This is a genomic window from Streptomyces sp. NPDC102514 (assembly GCF_055584525.1).
Genome location: NZ_JBVJLW010000001.1, coordinates 332,476 through 351,006, shown reverse-complemented (window position 1 = coordinate 351,006; position 18,531 = coordinate 332,476). Strand labels below are relative to the sequence as shown.

Below are 18,531 nucleotides of genomic sequence, written 5' to 3'. Positions count from 1 at the left end.
ATGACCGGCAAGCTGTACGGGGTCGGGCTCGGCCCCGGTGACCCGTCCCTGATGACCGTGCGGGCCGTCGAGGTCATCGCCGAGGCGGACGTGATCGCCTACCACAGTGCCCGGCACGGGCGGTCCATCGCCCGCTCGATCGCTGCCAAGCACATACGCGAGGACCACATCGAGGAGCGGCTGGTCTATCCGCTCACGGTGGAGACCACCGATCACCCCGGCGGCTACCAGGGCGCCATGGACGAGTTCTACGCCGAGGCCTCGGCCCGGCTCGCCGCGCACCTCGACGCGGGGCGCACGGTGGCGGTCCTCGCCGAGGGCGACCCGCTGTTCTACGGCTCGTACATGCACATGCACAAGCGGCTCGTCGACCGTTACGACACCGAGGTCGTCCCCGGTGTCACGTCCGTGTCCGCCGCCGCGGCCCGGCTCGGCACCCCGCTCGCCGAGGGCGAGGAGGTGCTGACCATCCTGCCGGGCACCCTGCCCGAGGAGGAGCTGACCGCGCGGCTCGCCGCGACGGACGTGGCCGTGGTGATGAAGCTGGGCCGTACGTTCCCCAAGGTGCGGCGCGCGCTGGAGAGTTCGGGGCGGCTGGACGAGGCCCGGTACGTCGAGCGGGCCACCATGGACGGGGAGCGCGTCGCCGAACTGGCCGACGTGGAACCGGAGTCGGTGCCGTACTTCTCGGTGGCCGTGCTGCCCAGCCGGGTCGACGCCGAGCGGCCCGTACGGGAGCAGGGCGAGGTCGTCGTGGTCGGCACCGGGCCCGCCGGACCGCTGTGGCTGACCCCCGAGACGCGGGGCGCCCTCGCCGCCGCCGACGACCTGGTCGGCTACACCACCTACCTCGACCGGGTACCGGAGCGGGCCGGGCAGCTCCGGCACGGCTCGGACAACCGGGTGGAGGCCGAGCGCGCCGAGTTCGCGCTCCAACTGGCCCTGCGGGGGCGGCGGGTGGCCGTCGTCTCCGGCGGTGACCCGGGTGTCTTCGCGATGGCGACCGCCGTGCTGGAGGCCGCCTCGCAGAAGGAGTACGAGGACGTCCCGGTGCGGGTGCTGCCGGGGGTGACCGCGGCCAACGCCGCCGCCGCCCGCGCGGGCGCCCCCCTCGGCCACGACTACGCCACCATCTCCCTCTCCGACCGGCTCAAGCCGTGGGAGGTCATCGCCGAGCGGCTGCGCGCGGCGGCCTCGGCGGATCTGGTGCTGGCCCTGTACAACCCCGGCTCGCAGAGCCGTACCTGGCAGGTGGGCAAGGCCCGCGAGCTGCTGCTTGAGCACCGGGCCCCGGACACGCCGGTCGTGGTCGCCCGGGACGTGGGCGGCGCGGGCGAACGCGTACGGATCGTGCGGCTCGTCGACCTGGACCCGGCTGAGGTCGACATGCGTACGGTGCTGTTGGTCGGGTCTTCGCAGACTCGGGTTGCCGTGCGGCGCGGGGGTTCTGAGGACGTCGTCTGGACTCCTCGGCGGTATCCGGAGGGATGAGCCTCGGCTGCGGTGCAGCCGGCTCGGTGTGGTGAGTCGGCTGCGGGTGCGTCGTGGCTGGTCGCGCAGTTCCCCGCGCCCCTTACTGGGCGCGCCTCATCCTGACCCAGTGGGCCGCCGACTCGGGGTCGGTGGCCACCTGGACGCCCTCGGGAGTCGGCGGCCTGCGGACCACCACCACCGGGACTCCCGCCTCTCGTGCCGCCGTCAGTTTCGGTGCCGTGGCGGTGCCTCCGCTGTCCTTGGTCACCAAGGCGTCGATCCGGTGGTGGCGCAACAGGTCACGCTCGCCGTCGAGGGTGAAGGGGCCCCGGTCCAGCAGTACCTCCATGCGGGCGGGACACGGGGGTTCCGGGGCGTCGACGGACCGGACGAGGAACCACAGGTCGTCCAGGTGCGCGAACGTGGCCAGGCCCATGCGGCCGGTCGTGAGGAAGACCCGTCGGCCGAGTCCGGGCAGCAGCAGCGCCGCCGCCTCCAGCGAAGCGGCCTCGTGCCAGTCGTCGCCCTCGACCGGGGTCCAGCCGGGGCGGCGCAGCGCGAGCAGGGGAACATGGGCGGTGGCGGCGGCTCTCGCCGCGTTGAAGCTGATCGTTCCGGCGAAGGGGTGGGTGGCGTCGATGAGCACGTCCACCGCGTGCTCGCGCAGCCACGCGGCCATCCCCTCGGCACCGCCGAAACCGCCCACGCGGACCTCGCCCGGGGGCAGCCGAGGGCTGGCGACCCGCCCCGCCAGGGAACTCGTCAGTTCCAGGCCGGGGGTACCGTGCAGTAGCCCGGCCAGCTGTCGGGCTTCGGTCGTTCCGCCGAGTATCAGTACGTGCATGGAGATCCGGGTCCGTTCATGAACAGCGAAGAGCAGGGTGCCAGTGCCGGTACCGATACCGGTGTCGGTGCCGGTGAGGCGAAGGGCGGGCGCGGGGCCCAACTCAAGCACACCGGGCTGCGGCCCGGCTGGACCACCGGCGCCTGTGCGACCGCGGCGACGACGGCCGCGTACACCGCGCTGCTGACCGGGGAGTTTCCCGACCCGGTGACCATCACGCTGCCCAGGGGGCAGACTCCGTCGTTCGCTCTCGCGGCCGAGGAGCTGACGGACACGTACGCGATGGTGGGGATCGTGAAGGACGCGGGTGACGATCCCGATGTCACGCACGGCGCGCTGGTACGGGCCACGGTCCGGCGGCTTCCCGCGGGTGCCGGGGTGGTCTTCCGGGCGGGCCCCGGCGTGGGCACGGTCACCCGTCCCGGGCTGCCGCTGGCCGTCGGTGAGCCGGCCGTCAACCCGGTCCCCCGCCGGATGATGAGCGAGCACGTCGCCGAGGTCGCGGCCCGGCACGGCGGCACAGGCGACGTCGAGATCACCGTCTCCGTCGACCACGGCGAGGAGATCGCCCGCTCCACCTGGAACCCGCGGCTGGGCATCCTGGGCGGCCTGTCCATCCTCGGCACCACGGGCATCGTGGTCCCGTACTCGTGCTCGGCCTGGATCGACTCGATCCGGCGGGGTGTGGACGTGGCACGCGCGGCGGGGCGTACGCATGTCGCCGGGTGCACCGGGTCGACGTCGGAGAAGACGGTCGTCGCCGAGTACCGGCTCCCCGAGGACTCCTTGCTCGACATGGGTGACTTCGCGGGCGCGGTGCTCAAGTACATCCGCCGGCATCCCGTCGACCGGCTGACCATCTGCGGCGGCTTCGCCAAGCTGTCCAAGCTGGCCGCGGGACATCTGGACCTGCACTCCGCCCGGTCCCAGGTCGACAAGGGGTTCCTCGCCGAACTCGCCCGGCGCGGCGGGGCGGGCGAGTCGCTGGTCGCCGAGGTGGCCGGGGCGAACACCGGGCTGGCCGCGCTCCAGCTGTGCATGGCGGCCGGGGTGCCGCTGGGTGAGCTGGTCGCGACGACCGCCCGTGACGAGGCGCTGGCCGTGCTGCGCGGGGCGCCGGTCGCGGTCGACGTGATCTGCATCGACCGGGCGGGCACGGTGGTGGGGCGCAGCACGGTGGTGTGAGCGCCGCACATGGCTGTAGCGCGCTCATCCGGCGTCAGCAGACGTGGCGGTCCCGGTCGGCCGAGTACAGGTGGCTGTCGCGGAACTGCTCCGCGCCCAGGGTCCGCCCGACCATGATGACGGCGGTCCGCAGCACGCCGGCCTCCTTCACCTTCCCGGCGATCTCGTCCAGCCTGCCGCGGATGACCAGCTCGTCGGGCCGGGAGGCGTAGGCGACGACCGCGGCGGGGCAGTCGGCGCCGTAGTGCGGAAGCAGTTCGTCGACGACCCGGTCCGCGTACCGGACGGCGAGGTGCAGCACGACGAGGGCGCCGCTGCGGCCGAGGGTGGCCAGGTCCTCCCCCTCCGGCATGGCGGTGGCGCTGTGGGCGACGCGGGTGAGGATGACGGTCTGGCCGACGGTCGGCACGGTCAGCTCCCGCTTCAGGGCGGCGGCCGCCGCGGCGAAGGCGGGAACGCCGGGGACGACCTCGTACGGCACTCCGGCCGCGTCCAGCCGCCGCATCTGCTCGGCCATCGCGCTGAACACCGACGGGTCCCCGGAGTGCAGCCGGGCCACGTCGTGCCCCTCCTCGTGCGCGCGGACCGTCTCGGCGGTGATCTCGTCGAGGTTGAGCTGCGCGGTGTCGATCAGCCGGGCGTCCGGCGGGCACTCGGCCAGCAGTTCACGCGGGACCAGACTGCCCGCGTACAGGCAGACGTGGCAGGCGGCGAGCGTACGGGCGCCGCGCACCGTGATCAGGTCGGCGGCACCGGGTCCGGCGCCGATGAAGTACACGGTCATCTGTCTGCTCCTGCGGAATCGTCGGCTGCGGCGGACGGGTCGGACGTCTTCCGCACGGGCGTCTGGGGAAGTTTCTGTACGGCCCACTGGGTCACCGGCATCGCCTGCCGCCAGCCGGTGAAACCGCCCACCGGCACGGCGTGCGCCACCGCGAGCCGTACCAGTTCGCCGCCGTGGCGCCGGTAGGCGTCGGCGAGCAGTGCCTCCGACTCCAGGGTCACGGTGTTGGCGACCAGCCGTCCGCCCGCGGGCAGCGCCTCCCAGCACGCGTCGAGGAGGCCGGGCGCGGTGAGCCCGCCGCCGATGAACACGGCGTCGGGCGAAGGGAGTTCGGCCAGGACGGCGGGCGCGGAACCGGTGACGACCCGCAGCCCGGGTACCCCGAGCCGGTCGGCGTTGCGGGCGATGCGCCCGGCCCGTACCGGGTCGCGTTCGACGGTGACCGCACGGCACGAGGGGTGCGTACGCATCCACTCGATCGCGATCGAGCCCGAGCCGCCGCCGATGTCCCACAGCAGCTCGCCGGGTGCGGGGGCGAGTGCGCCGAGCGTGGCGGCGCGGATGTGCCGCTTGGTGAGCTGTCCGTCGTGCTCGTACGCCTCGTCCGGCAGCCCCGGTACGGCGCCGAGCCGCAGGGCGTCCGGGGCCCGCCGGCACTCGACGGCGACGATGTTGAGGGGGTCGCCCGACGGGTGCGCCCAGCCGTCGGCGGTCGCCTCGGCCGTCGTACGTTCCTGCGCGCCGCCGAGTTGTTCCAGCACCCGCATCCGGCTGGGGCCGAAGCCGCGGTCCCGCAGCAGGGCGGCGACCTCGGCGGGGGTGGTGGCGTCCGCGCTGAGCACGAGGAGCCGTCGGCCGTCGTGCAGGGCGGCGGCGAGGCGGGCGGCGGGCCGGCCGACGAGGGTGACGACCTCGACGTCCTCCACGGGCCAGCCGAGGCGCGCGGCGGCGTGGGAGACGGAGGAGGGATGGGGCAGGACGCGCAGTGCGCCGAGTTCGGCGTCGGGCATCTCGTCGAACACCTCGGTGAGGGCGCGTCCGATGCCGTAGAACATCGGGTCGCCGCTGGCCAGCACGGCGATCCGGCGGCCGGAGTGCGCGGCGAGGAGGCCGGGGACGGCGGGGCGCAGGGGCGAGGGCCAGGTGATCCGTTCCCCGGCGCAGTCCGGCGGCAGCAGGTCCAGCTGGCGCGCTCCCCCGATCAGGACCTCGGCGTCGCGAAGTGCCGTACGGGAGGGGCCCGGCAGGCCTTCCCAGCCGTCGGCCCCGATCCCGACGACGGTGACAGCGGTGGCGGCGGGCTGCGGTCCAGGTCGCGCGGGGATCACTGCTCGGTACCTCGGAATTCGGCGGCGGGTCTCGGGAGGGAGCTCACGAACGGGCGTCGGGAGGGGCAACAGGAACGCACTTTACGGGGCGCCGACCTGCGCACCTACGCTCGGGTACGCGGGTCGGGGCCGCCGTGGACCTGTCATCAGCAGCGTCTAAGCTCCAGGTCATGCGCGTACTGGTCTTGGAGGACGATCCTGATCTGGGGCCCGTCGTCGCGGCTCGGCTGCGCGAGGCGGGGTTCGCCGTGGACCTTGCACGGATGCTGGCCGAGGCCGACCTGAAACTCGCGGTGAACGGCTACGACTGTGTCGTGGCCGACCGCTCGGTCCCGGACGGCGACTCTCTCACGCTGCTCGCCGCACACCGGCGCAAGGGTTCGGCGCTGCCCTTCCTGCTGCTGACGGCGCTGGACGCGGTGAGCGACCGGGTGGCCGGCTTCGAGCACGGCGCGGACGACTACCTGGTCAAGCCCTTCGCCTTCGCCGAACTGGTCGTACGGGTGCGGGCGCTGTGCCGCAGGGAGCAGCCCGCACGGTTGCCGGTCCTGCGGGCGGGCGACCTGGAGGTGGATCTGCCCAGACGCCGTGTGTCCCGTGCCGGGGTGCTGCTCAGCCTCTCCGCCAAGGAGTTCGCGGTGCTGGAGGTGCTGATGCTGCGCGCGGGCCAGGTCGTCACGCGCACCGAGCTGATCGAGAGCTGCTGGGACGAGGCGAGCGAGCCGATGTCCAACGTGGTGGACGTCCTGATCGGCCAGCTCCGACGCCGGCTCGGCCCGCCCGATCCGATCGGGACGGTACGCGGCGTCGGCTACCGGCTGGACGGCGCGGACCCGGGCGGCACCGGGCAGGAACGGGCCACGGGGACGCGGACGTGATCCGCCTCCGCCGCCCAACAGCCATGTCCTCCATGTCACCCGCCGTCGCCCGGCTGCGGCGTACCCGTCGGTCCATGACGCTGCTGTTCGCCGGGACGACCGCTGCCTGTCTCGTCGTACTCGCCACGGTCGCCGTCCGCATCGATGCCGAGTCCCGCCGGTCCGGCCTCGACCACGAGGTCGGCAGCCGGGCGGTCGGTCTGTCGCGGGCGGTCTGGTTCGACGACGGGGCGTTGCATCTGGAGCCGCTGCGCGAGGATGAACTCGCTCGCAGCGCCGAGGTGTTGGCCGTCCTGGAGGTCGCTCCAGGAGAGTCACCGTCGGTGTGGAACGTCGTTCCCGCCCGCACGGCGCTTCCCCGGGAGGACTGGCTCGACCATGTCTGGCGGGACGTCCTGAAGGAGCAGGAGACCGTCTCCGTCAGCGCCCCCTCCGAGGAGGGCGAGCGTCTGAGGTGGGCTGCCGCTCCCGTCTGGGACGGCGACCGGATCGGCGCGGCCGTACTGGTCGGCACGGCACTGGCGCGCAGCGAACACGATCACGACCTCCTCGTCCGCTGGCTGGCCCTCGGCTGTACGGCCCTGGTGTGCTGCGCGGCGGCCGTCGGCCATCTGCTGTCCGGCAGGGCCATGCGTCCCGCCCTCGTCGCGCTGGGCCGGCAGGAAGAGTTCCTGGCCGAGGCCGCGCACGAACTGCGCACACCACTGGCGACGTTGCGGCTGGTGGCGGAGCGGGACGGTTCCTCCGACCGGACACTACGACTGGTGGACCGGCTGAGCCGCCTGGTCACCGGCCTGCTGACCCGGGCCCGTACGGAGGCCGGAACGCAGCAGGTCGAGCTGGTGCCCCTGCGCCTCGACCAGCTGGTGGAGACCACGGTCGAGGAGCTGCCCGACCACGGAAGTGTCACGGTGCACTCCGAGGAAGCGGTGGTCGTACTGGGAGACCCCGACCTGCTGGCCCAGGCGGTACGGAACCTGGTGGAGAACGCTCAGCGGCACGGGGGTCCGGCCGGGGCGCCGGTGGAGGTCACCGTCGCCCCGGGGCTCGTACAGGTCCGAGACCATGGAGTGGGCGTACCTCTCGCGGACCGGGAGCGGGTCTTCGCCCGGGGCGTCACGGGGGCTCCGGGCGCCGGGTCGGCACCAACTGCCGCAAGCGGGCCCGGAGCCGAGCCCGTCCCGGAATCAGCGGCCGTCCCGGGCACAGGCGCAGGCCTCGCCATCGTCCGCTGGGTCGCCGAACTGCACCACGGCACCGCCCACCTCACGGACGCACCCGGCGGCGGCCTGATCGCCGAACTCCGGCTGCCGGAACACCCGCCCCGGACGCCGTCGGCCCCGTAACCGTCCCCGCACCTCGGTCGCCTCACATCACGTCACGTGGTGCGGACACCCTCGCGGTCTTCGCGGTCTTCGAGAGCGCTGATCGCCGTGGCCGTGAGGCTGTGCGTGATGTGGTCGCGCATCAGCCGAGCGGCGTCGTCGGCCCGGCCGGCCTCGATGAGGTCGACGAGTTGGTGGTGCTCCTCCAGGTCCCGGGTGCGAGGTTCGTCGCCGGGCGGGAGGTCGAGACCCAGGCGGCGGTAACGGTCGGACTTGTCCCACAGGTCGTCCAGGAGATGGATGAGGACGTCGTTGTGCGAGGCCCGGTACAGCGCCTGGTGGAAGGCGCGGTGGGCCGTGAGCCCTTCCTCGCCCCACTGGCGGGTGACGGGCAGGAGGTTGCCGACGGCGGCCCGCATGAGGGCGATGTCCTCGTCGGTGCGCCGCCGCGCCGCGAGTTCGGCGGCGGTGGGGTCGAGTGAGAGGCGGACCTCGAAGAGCTGGCGTGCCTCCTGCGAGTTCATGACGGACACCCGGACGTCACGGTGGGTCTCGACCGTGACCAGCCCCTCGCTGCTGAGGCGGCGGATCGCCTCGCGCAGGGGCGTGATGCTCATGCCGAGGGACGCGGCGAGGTCGTACTGCGCGAGTCGCGTGCCCGCGGAAAGGGTGCCGGAGAGGATCTGGTCGCGGAGTTCCGCGTAGGCGAGATCGCTCTTGCTGACGAACAGGTTCGTGCCGGTCATGGCCCCCGGTGAATCCTTTCCGGGTGCTCGCACCCCCTTGACAGTTCCCACCGTGTCACCCCAGCCTAGCAGCGGCGCACATCTTATAAGATATGAGAAAGGGATTCTCAGTGAAGATCACCAACGTCTACGAGGGCGTCGTCCCGATCAGCTCCTCGATCCGCAACGCGTGGATCGACTTCAGCTCCATGGACTGTTCGATCGTGGCGATCGAGAGCGACGTCATCCGTGACGGCAAGCCGGTCGTGGGCTACGGCTTCAACTCCAACGGCCGCTACAGCGCCGGCGAGATCCTGCGCCGCCGCATCCTGCCGCGGCTGACGGACGCCGAGCCCGGCAGCCTGCTGGACGAGCGGGGCGGCCTGGACCCTGCCAGGGCGTGGGACCTGATGATGCGCAACGAGAAGCCCGGCGGGCACGGTGAGCGCTCGGTCGCGGTCGGCGTGGTGGACATGGCCCTGTTCGACCTGGCGTCGAAGATCGAGGGCAAGCCGCTGTACCGGTACCTCTCCGAGCGGCACGGCGACGGACAGCCCGACGACTCGGTGTTCGTCTACGCCGCCGGCGGTTACTACGCGCCGGGCAAGACCCTCACCGATCTCCAGGACGAGATGCGCGGCTTCCTCGACCTCGGCTACGACGTCGTCAAGATGAAGATCGGCGGCGCCGACCTGGCGGAGGACCTCCGGCGTATCGAGGCCGTCATCGACGTCCTGGACGGGGACGGATCGCGGCTGGCCGTCGACGTCAACGGCCGCTTCGACCTCACCACCGCCCTGGAGTACGGGCGGGCCATCGAGCCCTACGGCCTGTTCTGGTACGAGGAGATCGGCGACCCGCTCGACTACCACCTCAACGCCACGGTCTCCGAGCACTACGCGGGCGCGATCGCCACCGGCGAGAACCTCTTCTCCCTCCAGGACGCCCGCAACCTGATCCGCTACGGCGGCATGCGCCCCGACCGCGACACCATCCAGGTCGACCCCGCGCTGTCCTACGGCCTCACCGAGTACCTGCGGATCCAGGACATGCTCCGGCAGCACGGCTGGTCCTCACGGCGCTGCATCCCGCACGGCGGACACCAGTTCTCCCTGCACATCGCCGCCGCCCTCAAGCTCGGCGGCAACGAGTCCTACCCGGGCGAGTTCCAGCCCACCGGCGGCTTCGCCGACGACGCCGTCGTCGAGAAGAGCCGCGTCGGCCTCACCGACATCCCCGGCATCGGCTTCGAGGGCAAGGCCGCGTTCCACAAGGTGCTGCGCGACCTGCACAGCTGATCGCGACACCCCGTACGACCACCCATGGGACAAGGCCGGACACGATCGTCGTGCAAAGGAGCACCAACGATGACCTCCACCACTGCCGCAGGCCGCCCGCAGCGGTCACGGCTGAACCGTCTGATACGTGAACTGTGGTTCCAGGTCGTGCTGGCCGCGGTCCTCGGCATCGCCGTCGGCGTCCTCGCCCCCGGGCTGGGTGAGGACCTCAAGCCGCTCAACGACTGGTTCATCGCGCTGGTCAAGATGATCGTGATCCCGGTCGTGTTCTGCGTGGTGACCACGGGCATCGCCTCCATGGACAACCTGCGCAAGGCCGGCCGGATCGGTGTGAAGGCGATCGGCTACTTCCTGGTGCTGTCCCTGGTGTCCATGCTGATCGGGCTGGTGGTCGCCAACCTCTTCCAGCCCGGCTCAGGGCTCCACGTCGACGCTTCGTCGCTGAACGCCGAGGACGTGCCGGAGACCGCCACCGAGCACGCCACCTTCACCGGGTTCGTCTCCTCCCTGATCCCCTCCTCCCTGCTGGGCGCGATCACCGGAGACGCGATCCTGGCGGCGCTGATGGTCTCGATCGTCTTCGGCGTCGCCCTGAACATGGCCGGTGAGGAAGGGGCGCCGCTGACCCGCGGCATCAAGGCGCTGTCGGACGTCGTGTTCCGGATCGTCGGCTGGGTGATGCGGCTGGCTCCGCTGGGCACCTTCGGCGCGCTGGCCACGGTGGTCGCCACCTACGGCGCCGAGAGCCTCAGACAACTCGGCTACCTGATCGTCCTGTTCACCGCGACCTGCGTCGTGTACGTCCTGGTCGTGCTCGGCGCCATCATGCGGGCCTGCCGGCTGAGCCTGTTCGGCCTCATGCGTTTCCTCAAGGCCGAACTGCTCATCGCGTTGAGCACCTGTTCCAGTGAGGCCGTCCTGCCGCAGCTGGTGCGCAAGCTGGAGACCCTCGGCATCGGCAGGCCCGTGGTCGGCATCGTCATCCCCTCCGGGTTCTCGTTCAACCTGGACGGTTCCGCCGTCTACCTCACGATGGCGTCCCTGTTCCTGGCGCAGGCCATGGGCATCGATCTGTCGTGGCAGCAGCAGCTGATCATGGTGGGCGTCATGATGCTCACCAGCAAGGGCACCGCCGGCATCGCGGGCGGTGCGTTCATCGTGCTCGCCAGCACCGTCACCGCGGTGGGCCACATCCCGCTCGCCGCCCTCTCCCTGATCGTCGGCATCGACCGCATCCTCAACGAGGGCCGCGTGTTCATCAACGTCCTCGGCAACGCGGTCGCCACCATCGTGATCGGTAAATGGGAGAAGGACCTCGACATCGACAAGGCCCGCTCGATCCTCAACTCCCGTACCGCGCCGCCCCCGTCGGCCGGCACCGGGAGCACCGGGAGCGACACGGGTTCCGGCTCGGGCAAGGTCCCCGCCGACGCCTGACCCGCGGTCGGTCCCCGTCCGACGACGGAGACCTCCCCCACCCGTCCTCATCTTCATCTCATGAAGGCTCCGGCAGGGTGGACGCATGAACTCTCCGCGCACCCCCCGGCTGCTGGTCGCCGCAGCCGCGGGACTCGGCACCCTGCTCCTCGCCGCGAGCCTGCACGGTCTGCCCTTCGGCGGCGACGGGCCGGGCTCCACCGAGGTGGCCATCAGGGTCGACCAGGTCGGCTACGCGCGCGGCGAGGCGAAAAGGGCCTACGTCATGGGGCCCGCGGCAGCACTCGCGGGAGCGCGCTTCAAGGTCGTCGACGCCGGGAACGACGACGTGGTCACGGCGGGGAGGCTCGGAGCCGTCACGGGCCGCTGGAACGCCAAGTACCCCTCGGTACGCACCATCGACCTCTCCGCGCTGAACACGCCCGGCACCTACCGCATCGTCGTGACCGGGAGCGCGGCCGGCCGCTCGCCCGCCTTCCGGGTGGCCGGGACCCGCGCGCTGATGACCCCGCTCGTGCGCGACAACGTCCGCTTCCTGCAGGCGCAGCGCGACGGGGCCGATGTCATCACCGACGGCCCCCGGAGCGCGCTGCGGCACGGCCCGTCCCATCTGGCCGACGAGGACGCGACGGTCTACGAACCGCCGGAGTACGACGAGGAGGGCACCGAACTGCTCGACGAGGAGCTGACTCCGGCCGGTGAGCAGGTCGACGTCTCGGGAGGGTGGTTCGACGCGGGGGATTTCCTCAAGTTCACCGGTACCACCTCCTACTCGGTGGCCGAACTCCTGCTCGCGCAACGTGACTTGACCGGGATGACAGAGCTGTCCGACGAGGCCTCGCACGGCCTGGCCTGGCTGGACAAGATGTGGGACGGGGACAGCGAGACCCTCTATGTACAGGTCGGCATCGGGGCGGGCAACGACTCCGTACGGACGGATCACGATGTGTGGCGGCTTCCGGAGGCCGACGACCGGCTCGATGTGTCGCCCGGTGACCCGGACTACACGATCAAGCACCGGCCGGTCTTCCGCGCGGCCGAGCCGGGCGAGGGGGTCAGCGCCAGTCTGGCGGGCAGGGTGGCCGCGGCCTTCGCCCTCGCCGCACAGCGCGCGGCCGGCACGGACCCCGAGCAGGCCCAGGAGTGGCTGGAGAAGGCCGCCGCCGTCTACGCCCTGGCCGACACCGCACCCGACCCCGACGAGCCGCCCCTCACCGCGATCCCCGGGAACTTTTATCCCGAGGACTCCTGGCAGGACGACATGGAGTTCGGCGGCGCCGAACTGGCCCTGGCCGCACGGGAGCTCGGGGACGACCGGGAGGGCGACTGGGCCGACGACGCGGCCCGCTGGGCCGGGGCGTATCTGCGTTCCGACGTCCAGGGCACGCTGGGCGTCGCGGATGTCAGTGCCCTGGCCCACGTGGACCTGGCCACCGTCCTGGACGGCGGGCGGACGCACGGGATCGCGGCGGCGGACCTGTACGAGGATCTTCGGCGTCAGCTGGAGGACGGGGTCGACCGCGCCGGGGACGACCCGTTCGGGGCCGGTGCCGTCTACGACGACTTCGACGCCGTCCCGCACACCTTCGGGCTGGTGGCAACGGCCCGCCTCTACGCGAGGGCCACCGGGGACACGGAGTACGCGGCCTTCGCCGGCCGGCAGCGCGGCTGGGCCCTCGGCGCCAACCCCTGGGGAACCAGCTTCATGATCGGCGCGGGTGAGGTCTATCCGCACTGCCCGGAACACCAGTTGGCGAACCTCGGGGGCAGCCTCGACGACAAGGGCGCCATCCTGCGGGGAGCGGTCGTCAACGGCCCCAACGCCGCCGCGAAACTAGAGGAGTTGAACAGTTTTCCCACGATGAAGAAGTGCACGGCCGCCCCGCCGGAGGGAGCTTGGAGCGACTTCGACGGCAAGGGCGCGCGCTACCTGGACGACGTGGGCGCCTGGCAGACCGTGGAGCCCTCACTGGACTTCACCACGACGGCCCTGTTGGCCTTCGCTCTCACCGCGCAGGCCGATGAACGGTAACCGCACCGGACCCGTGAAATCATCGATCCGACGGACAGACCGGACACACCCGACAGGACCGTGATCTCAGTGAACGGCGAGGGACAGACATGACCTCCGGCCCGGAGTGGGAGTGGGACGACACCCTGTTCCTCGGCACGGCCGCCCACTACCGGCGCGGCAGACTCCCGTACGCCCCCGGGCTGGCGGACGCGCTCGCCGGGATCCTGGAACTCGACGGGCGAGGCCGCCTCCTCGACGTGGGCTGCGGACCCGGCACCGTCGCCCTGGGCCTGGTGGACCTGTTCGGCGAGGTCGTCGGCGTGGACCCGGACAACGGGATGATCACCGAGGCCGCCCGGGAGGCCGCCGAGCGCGGGATGGGCGGGAAGACGCGGTGGGTGCGGGCCCGGGCCGAGGAACTGCCCGCCGGACTCGGGACGTTCAGCGTCGCGGTCTTCGCCCAGTCCTTCCACTGGATGGACCGGGACCTGGTGGCGGCCACCGTCAGGGACATGCTCCGGCCCGGTGGGGCACTGGTGCACATCTCCGACCTGAAGACGGAGACCCGGAGCGCCGACGGTCTGCCGCATCCGCCGGTGCCGTACGCGGCCCTGGAAGAGCTGGTGGGCGGCTGTCTCGGGCCGGTCCGCCGGGCCGGCCAGGGGCTGCTGCCGCACGGGACCCCCGGTGGCGAGGCGGCGGTGTTCGACCGGGCGGGATTCACCGGCCCCCAGCGGCATGTCGTCCCCGGCGGACAGGCTCTGGAGCGCACGAGTGACGACGTCGTCGCGGGCGTCTTCTCGATGTCGTTCTCGGCCCCGCACCTGTTCGGCGCCGGCCGGGACGATTTCGAGGACGACGTACGCCGCCTGCTGCGGACGACGTCCCCGACGGGCCTCTTCTCCGCACGCCAACCGGGCACGGAGATCCATGTCTGGCGCAAGGCTCCCTGAGCCGCAAGGCCTCCTGTGTTCCAGGGCGGCCCTAACCGCTGTGGGTGGCGCTGCGGATCGCCCGCCAGCGGCGGATGAAGAACCGCAGGAAGAGCGTCTCGCACAGCACGGCGTAGAGGAGTACGCCGCCCACGACGGCGAGGTCGTCCCGGAGGGTCGGGCTGGGCTCCAGCCGTCCGACCAGGAAATAGCCGCCGAGGCTCTCGGCGAGCACGCCGGTGCTGAGGATGAACACCGCGGTGGCGATGTACGGGTAACCCATGTGCGTACCGGAGGAGACGAGCCGGGATTCCCAGCTGAGGACGTCTCCCGTGCCCAGAAGGCTGTTGATCCGGCGCTCGACCGCCGCGACGCCCTGACCGGCCCGCTGGGAGCGGTGGTACTCCCCCAGCCAGATCAGCAGGCTCGCCTTCGCGGCTCCCGGGACGAAGAGCAGACAGGCCGGGATCAGGAAGCCCCGGGGCAGATCGGAGGTGATCATGGCGGCGGTGACGACCGCGAGGGAGGTGAACGCGAAGTTCATGATCTGGATGCGGTTGCTGATCGCCTGCAGACTCTCCGAGCGCAGCGAGTTGTACTCCGCGAGCAGCGCCGTCAGAGCGGCATGATCCGCGGGGCCCGGAGCGGCGGAAGTGGACCGTACGACGGGAATCGCCTTGCGTGGGGCGGGAGTTGGCGGGGATGGATCGGTCACCCTGTGATTGTGTCCAGCAACTCCGCGACCGACACACCGGACACACCGCCGGACTCGTGACGGGACTCGTCACCGGACTCGTCCTTGAACGCGTACTCGACGGTACGGAAACCCAGCTCCCGGGCACGCGCCAGGTTGGCCCCGCGGTCCTCCACGAACAAGGTGGCGGACGGGCGGACGTGCTCCGCGGCGATCTCCAGAAGGCCCCGCCCGGGTGTGCTCTTGGAGACGCCGAGCCCGCTGGAGAGGAAGACCAGTCCCGGGTCGATCCACCGGTCCAGACGCAGCCGGTCCGCCTGCTTCGCGTACCAGAAGGACGTGTTGTTGGAGGCGATGCCCACCGGCCGGACTCCGTCGGCGGAGGCCGCGGCGAGCAGTGCTCCGGCGGCGGGGTTCGCGAGCAGCAGCTCCTCCTCCAGCTCCTTGACCAGCTGGGCGGGGATGTCGCAGCCCAACTGCCGGGACAGTTCGCTCCAGTACTCCGCCTCATCGGCCTCGCGCACACTGAACGTGCGCCAGCAGTGGCGGCCCGCGTCCAGTACGGCGGACCGGTCGAGCCCCAGACGGTCCCCGAGACCCGCGCCCGGGGTCAGCAGCAAGGACTCCCAGGGGTCGCTGAACAGGACGTTGCCGAGGTCGAAGAGGATCACCGACGGACGGCCGGCTCCCGCGGCACCGGGATGCGCGTTCACCTGCGGGCCCCCTTCGCTCTGTCGCAGCGGCTCACCAGGCGGCGGCCGGGAAGCGCGACGCTAGCATGCCCACGCATCGCACCCCGGGCGGCCGACGGGAGCCGTCCAGGGGCCATGCCCCGCCCGTCACTCCGCTTCCGGCGTCCGCGTGCTCTCCCGTACGACCAGTTCGTACCCCGCGATGAGTCGTGTGTGGGGGGCCTCCGCGTCCGTGGTGATCCTGTGCAGCACGGCGTCCACGGCCAGTTCGGCGATCTCGCGCTTGTCCGGTGACACGGTGGTCAGCGACGGGACGCTGTAGCGGGTCTCCTGGATGTCGTCGAAGCCCACGACCGCCAGGTCCTGCGGCACACGCAGGCCGTGTTCGTGCGCGGTGCGCACCGCGCCGGAGGCGAGCAGGTCGCTGAAGCAGAAGACGGCGTCCGGGGGCTCGTCCAGGGCGAGCAGGATCCGCATGGCCGCGGCCCCGTCGGCGCGGGTGAACTCGCCGGTGTCCGGGACGAGTCGGGGGTCGTGCGGCACCCCGGCGGCGTGCAGTGCGGTCAGGAAGCCGTGCATGCGCTGCACGGTCGTGGCGTGGGCCCGGTCCGAGGGCTGACCGATGACTCCGATGCGCCGCCGGCCGAGCTGGAGCAGATGCTCGGTCGCCTCACGCGCCGCCGCGGAGTTGTCGATCAGTACGTGATCGGCCGGGATCTTGTACGACTGCTCGCCCAGCAGGACGAGGGGTACGCGGCGCTCGCGGTTGGCGAGCATCGTCTCGTCGAGGCAGAGCGGGCTGAGCAGCACGCCGTCGATGAGGGGGTCGCTGAGTCCGCAGGCGATGCGCAGTTCCTCGGCGGGGTCTCCCCCGGTGTCCTCGATGAGGACCGTGCAGCCGCGCTTCTTGGCGGCAGCGATGACCTCGGCGGCGAGTTCCGCGAAGTAGGGGGCGACCAGTTCGGGCACGGCCAGCGCGATGATGCCGCTGCGGCCGGTGCGCAGATGGCGTGCGGAGGCGTTGGGCTGGTAGTCGAGTTCGGCTATGGCGCGCAGCACCCGTTCCCGGGTCTGCTCCGCGACCCGGACCTCGCCCCGCACGACGTTCGAGACGGTCTTGATCGATACGCCCGCGCGCTCGGCGACGTCCTTGAGGCGTGCACCTGCCATGGTGGTCGCCCCTCCCTCCCCCGACTTCCTTCCGGCCGACGGCCGGCGACCGACGGCCGCCTTCCGCGTTGCTCCGTCACGCGTGTCGGTCCGGTGCGCTGCTCAGCGTAAGCCATGTTCCAACGTTGTAATGGCTTCGCTTACCAGTTGGGCGATATAAACCGATATGGCGTCGACAGCCCGTCGAACAGGAAGTTCGTGCAGAAGTGTTGACGCCACATTTCCCCGGGGATACAACGTTGTAACCGCCTGGACCCAGTGACCGAGCGGATCGGTTCGATCGCCCATTCCAACGTTGTATTCCTTGAGTTTTCCGCCGTGGAAGGACGCATGCCCATGCGGGACCGCACGCCGCACACCTCCCCGCCCGCTCCGTCCCGGCGCCGACTGCTGCGCGGCACCCTGTCGCTCGGTGCCGTCGCGGCCTCGGCCGCGGCGCTCGGCGGCTGTGACAGCACCCTCGCGCAGGGGTTCACCGGCGGGCCGCCCACCCCGGACCGGCTGAACTTCTGGAATCCCTTCACCGGCGGTGACGGTGAGCGGCTGCTCGCGATGCAGGCCGCCTACCGGGCCGGGCACAGGAAGACGGACCTGAAGTCGGCGACCTTCGTGTGGGGCAACCCGTACTACACGAAGCTCACCCTCGCCACGCTCGGCGACCGGCCGCCGCAGGTCGCCATCAGTCATCTGTCGAAGGTGCCGACGCTCGCCGAGGCGGGTCTGCTCTCCGAGATCCAGCCGGCCGATCTGGCCCGGCACGGTCTGACCGAGGACAAGTTCGACCCGCGGCCGTGGAAGAAGTCGCAGCTGGACGGGAAGCTGTACGCCATCCCGCTCGACACCCACCCCTTCGTGCTCTACTTCCGTACCGACATCGCCGAGAAGGCCGGACTGCTCGACGGCAAGGGGCAGTTGACGGACGTGGACGGGCCCGACGCGTTCATCGACGCCCTGCGCGCGGCGAAGGAGGTGACCGGGCAGTGGGGCGGTTCGATCGCCTCGGTGAAGGACGCCTCGACGCAGTTCCGGCTCTTCTGGTCGTTCTACCGGCAGATCAGCGGCGGCGATCTCGTCGCCGACCAGGGCAAGAAGGTCGTCATCGACACGGAGGCCGCGGCGGAGGCCCTCGCGTACATTCGCCGGCTCACCCAGGAGAAGGTCGTCCCGACGACCACCGACGGCCCGGGTGCCATCACGATGCTCACCACCGGCAAGGCCGGGTTCCTGATGGACGGCGTCTGGCAGGTCCTCACCGTCCAGGGCTCCAAGGTGAAGTTCGACATGCGGCCCCTGCCGCGGATCTTCGACGACGCGCCCTACGCCTGCGCCGCCGACTCGCACTCCCTCGTCCTGCCCAAGGCGCCCTCCGACTCGGCCCAGCGCCTCGACCTCTCCCTCGGATTCATCGCCTCCCTGCTCGGTTCGAGCGAGCTGTGGGCGGAGGGCGGACACATCCCCGCCTGGCTGCCGACCCAGCGCTCGGCGTCCTACAAGGCCCTCGAACCGCAGTCGCACTACGCCGCTGCCGCCAACGGGGCCGCCTACGACCCGGCCGCCTGGTACGGGGGCGCGGGCAGCAGCCTGCAGATCGTCATCGGCGACGCCGTGACCTCGGTGTTCACCGGAGCCACCAGCCCGACGGCCGGAGCCGCCCGGATGAAGCGCGAACTGCGTGAGCTGGCCGGCCGGCCCTCGCCCGTGTAGTCCGGCGCCCTCCACCCCTCGCACTGTCTTCATCACGGCCCGCATCGG

Annotated in this window: 16 protein-coding genes; 9 read left to right on the top strand and 7 right to left on the bottom strand. The window is 71.5% G+C overall.

The annotated features are described in order from the left end of the window. Positions 1-1,491 carry a precorrin-2 C(20)-methyltransferase gene (locus ACZ60E_RS01595; protein ID WP_469438289.1) on the top strand — a complete coding sequence of 497 codons (1,491 nt, stop codon included), beginning with the start codon at positions 1-3 and terminating at the stop codon, positions 1,489-1,491. Positions 1,492-1,573: 82 nt separating this feature from the next. Here the strand turns inward: ACZ60E_RS01595 and ACZ60E_RS01590 are convergent, their stop codons facing one another. Continuing rightward, positions 1,574-2,317 (bottom strand): cobalt-precorrin-6A reductase, encoded by a 744-nt coding sequence (locus tag ACZ60E_RS01590; RefSeq protein WP_469436942.1) that lies wholly within the window; start codon positions 2,315-2,317, stop codon positions 1,574-1,576. A gap of 18 nt (positions 2,318-2,335) precedes the next feature. On the opposite strand from ACZ60E_RS01590, the gene ACZ60E_RS01585 reads away from it, so the two are divergent. Next, entirely contained in the window at positions 2,336-3,502 is a 1,167-nt protein-coding gene (locus ACZ60E_RS01585; protein WP_469436940.1) for a cobalt-precorrin-5B (C(1))-methyltransferase, read from the top strand. Between the two features lie 34 nt (positions 3,503-3,536). Here ACZ60E_RS01585 and cobM read toward each other — a convergent pair whose 3' ends face one another. Both cobM and cbiE read right to left on the bottom strand, forming a co-directional pair. After that, entirely contained in the window at positions 3,537-4,286 is a 750-nt protein-coding gene (gene cobM / locus ACZ60E_RS01580; RefSeq protein WP_469436938.1) for a precorrin-4 C(11)-methyltransferase, read from the bottom strand. Further along, positions 4,283-5,614, bottom strand: coding sequence for a precorrin-6y C5,15-methyltransferase (decarboxylating) subunit CbiE (gene cbiE / locus ACZ60E_RS01575; protein ID WP_469436936.1), 1,332 nt, complete (start codon positions 5,612-5,614; stop codon positions 4,283-4,285). The genes cobM and cbiE overlap by 4 nt, the downstream gene beginning before the upstream one ends. 170 nt (positions 5,615-5,784) lie before the next feature. On the opposite strand from cbiE, the gene ACZ60E_RS01570 reads away from it, so the two are divergent. Next, positions 5,785-6,492, top strand: coding sequence for a winged helix-turn-helix domain-containing protein (locus ACZ60E_RS01570; RefSeq protein ID WP_469436933.1), 708 nt, complete (start codon positions 5,785-5,787; stop codon positions 6,490-6,492). A gap of 32 nt (positions 6,493-6,524) precedes the next feature. Continuing rightward, on the top strand, positions 6,525-7,838 hold the full coding sequence (locus tag ACZ60E_RS01565) for a sensor histidine kinase (protein ID WP_469436931.1): 1,314 nt from the start codon (positions 6,525-6,527) through the stop codon (positions 7,836-7,838). 32 nt (positions 7,839-7,870) lie between these two features. Here ACZ60E_RS01565 and ACZ60E_RS01560 read toward each other — a convergent pair whose 3' ends face one another. Beyond that, complete coding sequence (locus ACZ60E_RS01560) at positions 7,871-8,563, bottom strand: GntR family transcriptional regulator (RefSeq protein WP_469436928.1); 693 nt, start codon at positions 8,561-8,563, stop codon at positions 7,871-7,873. Positions 8,564-8,673: 110 nt separating this feature from the next. On the opposite strand from ACZ60E_RS01560, the gene ACZ60E_RS01555 reads away from it, so the two are divergent. The 4 genes from ACZ60E_RS01555 to ACZ60E_RS01540 all read left to right on the top strand — a co-directional run bounded on the left by ACZ60E_RS01555 (position 8,674) and on the right by ACZ60E_RS01540 (position 14,244). After that, positions 8,674-9,840 carry a mandelate racemase/muconate lactonizing enzyme family protein gene (locus ACZ60E_RS01555; RefSeq protein WP_469436926.1) on the top strand — a complete coding sequence of 389 codons (1,167 nt, stop codon included), beginning with the start codon at positions 8,674-8,676 and terminating at the stop codon, positions 9,838-9,840. 69 nt (positions 9,841-9,909) lie between these two features. After that, a complete protein-coding gene (locus ACZ60E_RS01550) occupies positions 9,910-11,277 on the top strand; it encodes a cation:dicarboxylate symporter family transporter (RefSeq protein WP_469436924.1) in 1,368 nt (455 codons plus the stop codon). An 85-nt stretch (positions 11,278-11,362) separates the two neighbouring features. After that, complete coding sequence (locus tag ACZ60E_RS01545) at positions 11,363-13,309, top strand: glycoside hydrolase family 9 protein (protein ID WP_469436922.1); 1,947 nt, start codon at positions 11,363-11,365, stop codon at positions 13,307-13,309. Between the two features lie 89 nt (positions 13,310-13,398). After that, a complete protein-coding gene (locus ACZ60E_RS01540; RefSeq protein WP_469436920.1) occupies positions 13,399-14,244 on the top strand; it encodes a class I SAM-dependent methyltransferase in 846 nt (281 codons plus the stop codon). 31 nt (positions 14,245-14,275) lie between these two features. On the opposite strand, the gene ACZ60E_RS01535 is transcribed toward ACZ60E_RS01540, so the two are convergent. The 3 genes from ACZ60E_RS01535 to ACZ60E_RS01525 form a co-directional block, all read right to left on the bottom strand. Then, positions 14,276-14,938, bottom strand: a complete 663-nt coding sequence (locus ACZ60E_RS01535) for a hypothetical protein (RefSeq protein ID WP_384805425.1) — start codon at positions 14,936-14,938, stop codon at positions 14,276-14,278. Further along, on the bottom strand, positions 14,935-15,630 hold the full coding sequence (locus ACZ60E_RS01530) for an HAD family hydrolase (protein WP_469436918.1): 696 nt from the start codon (positions 15,628-15,630) through the stop codon (positions 14,935-14,937). The genes ACZ60E_RS01535 and ACZ60E_RS01530 overlap by 4 nt, the downstream gene beginning before the upstream one ends. Positions 15,631-15,756: 126 nt before the next feature. Continuing rightward, the gene (locus tag ACZ60E_RS01525) at positions 15,757-16,779 is read right to left on the bottom strand and encodes a LacI family DNA-binding transcriptional regulator (protein WP_385835308.1); all 1,023 of its coding nucleotides are present in this window, start codon (positions 16,777-16,779) and stop codon (positions 15,757-15,759) included. 336 nt (positions 16,780-17,115) lie between these two features. Between ACZ60E_RS01525 and ACZ60E_RS01520 the strand changes: the two genes are divergently transcribed. Continuing rightward, entirely contained in the window at positions 17,116-18,483 is a 1,368-nt protein-coding gene (locus ACZ60E_RS01520) for an extracellular solute-binding protein (protein ID WP_469436915.1), read from the top strand. Positions 18,484-18,531: the final 48 nt, after the last annotated feature.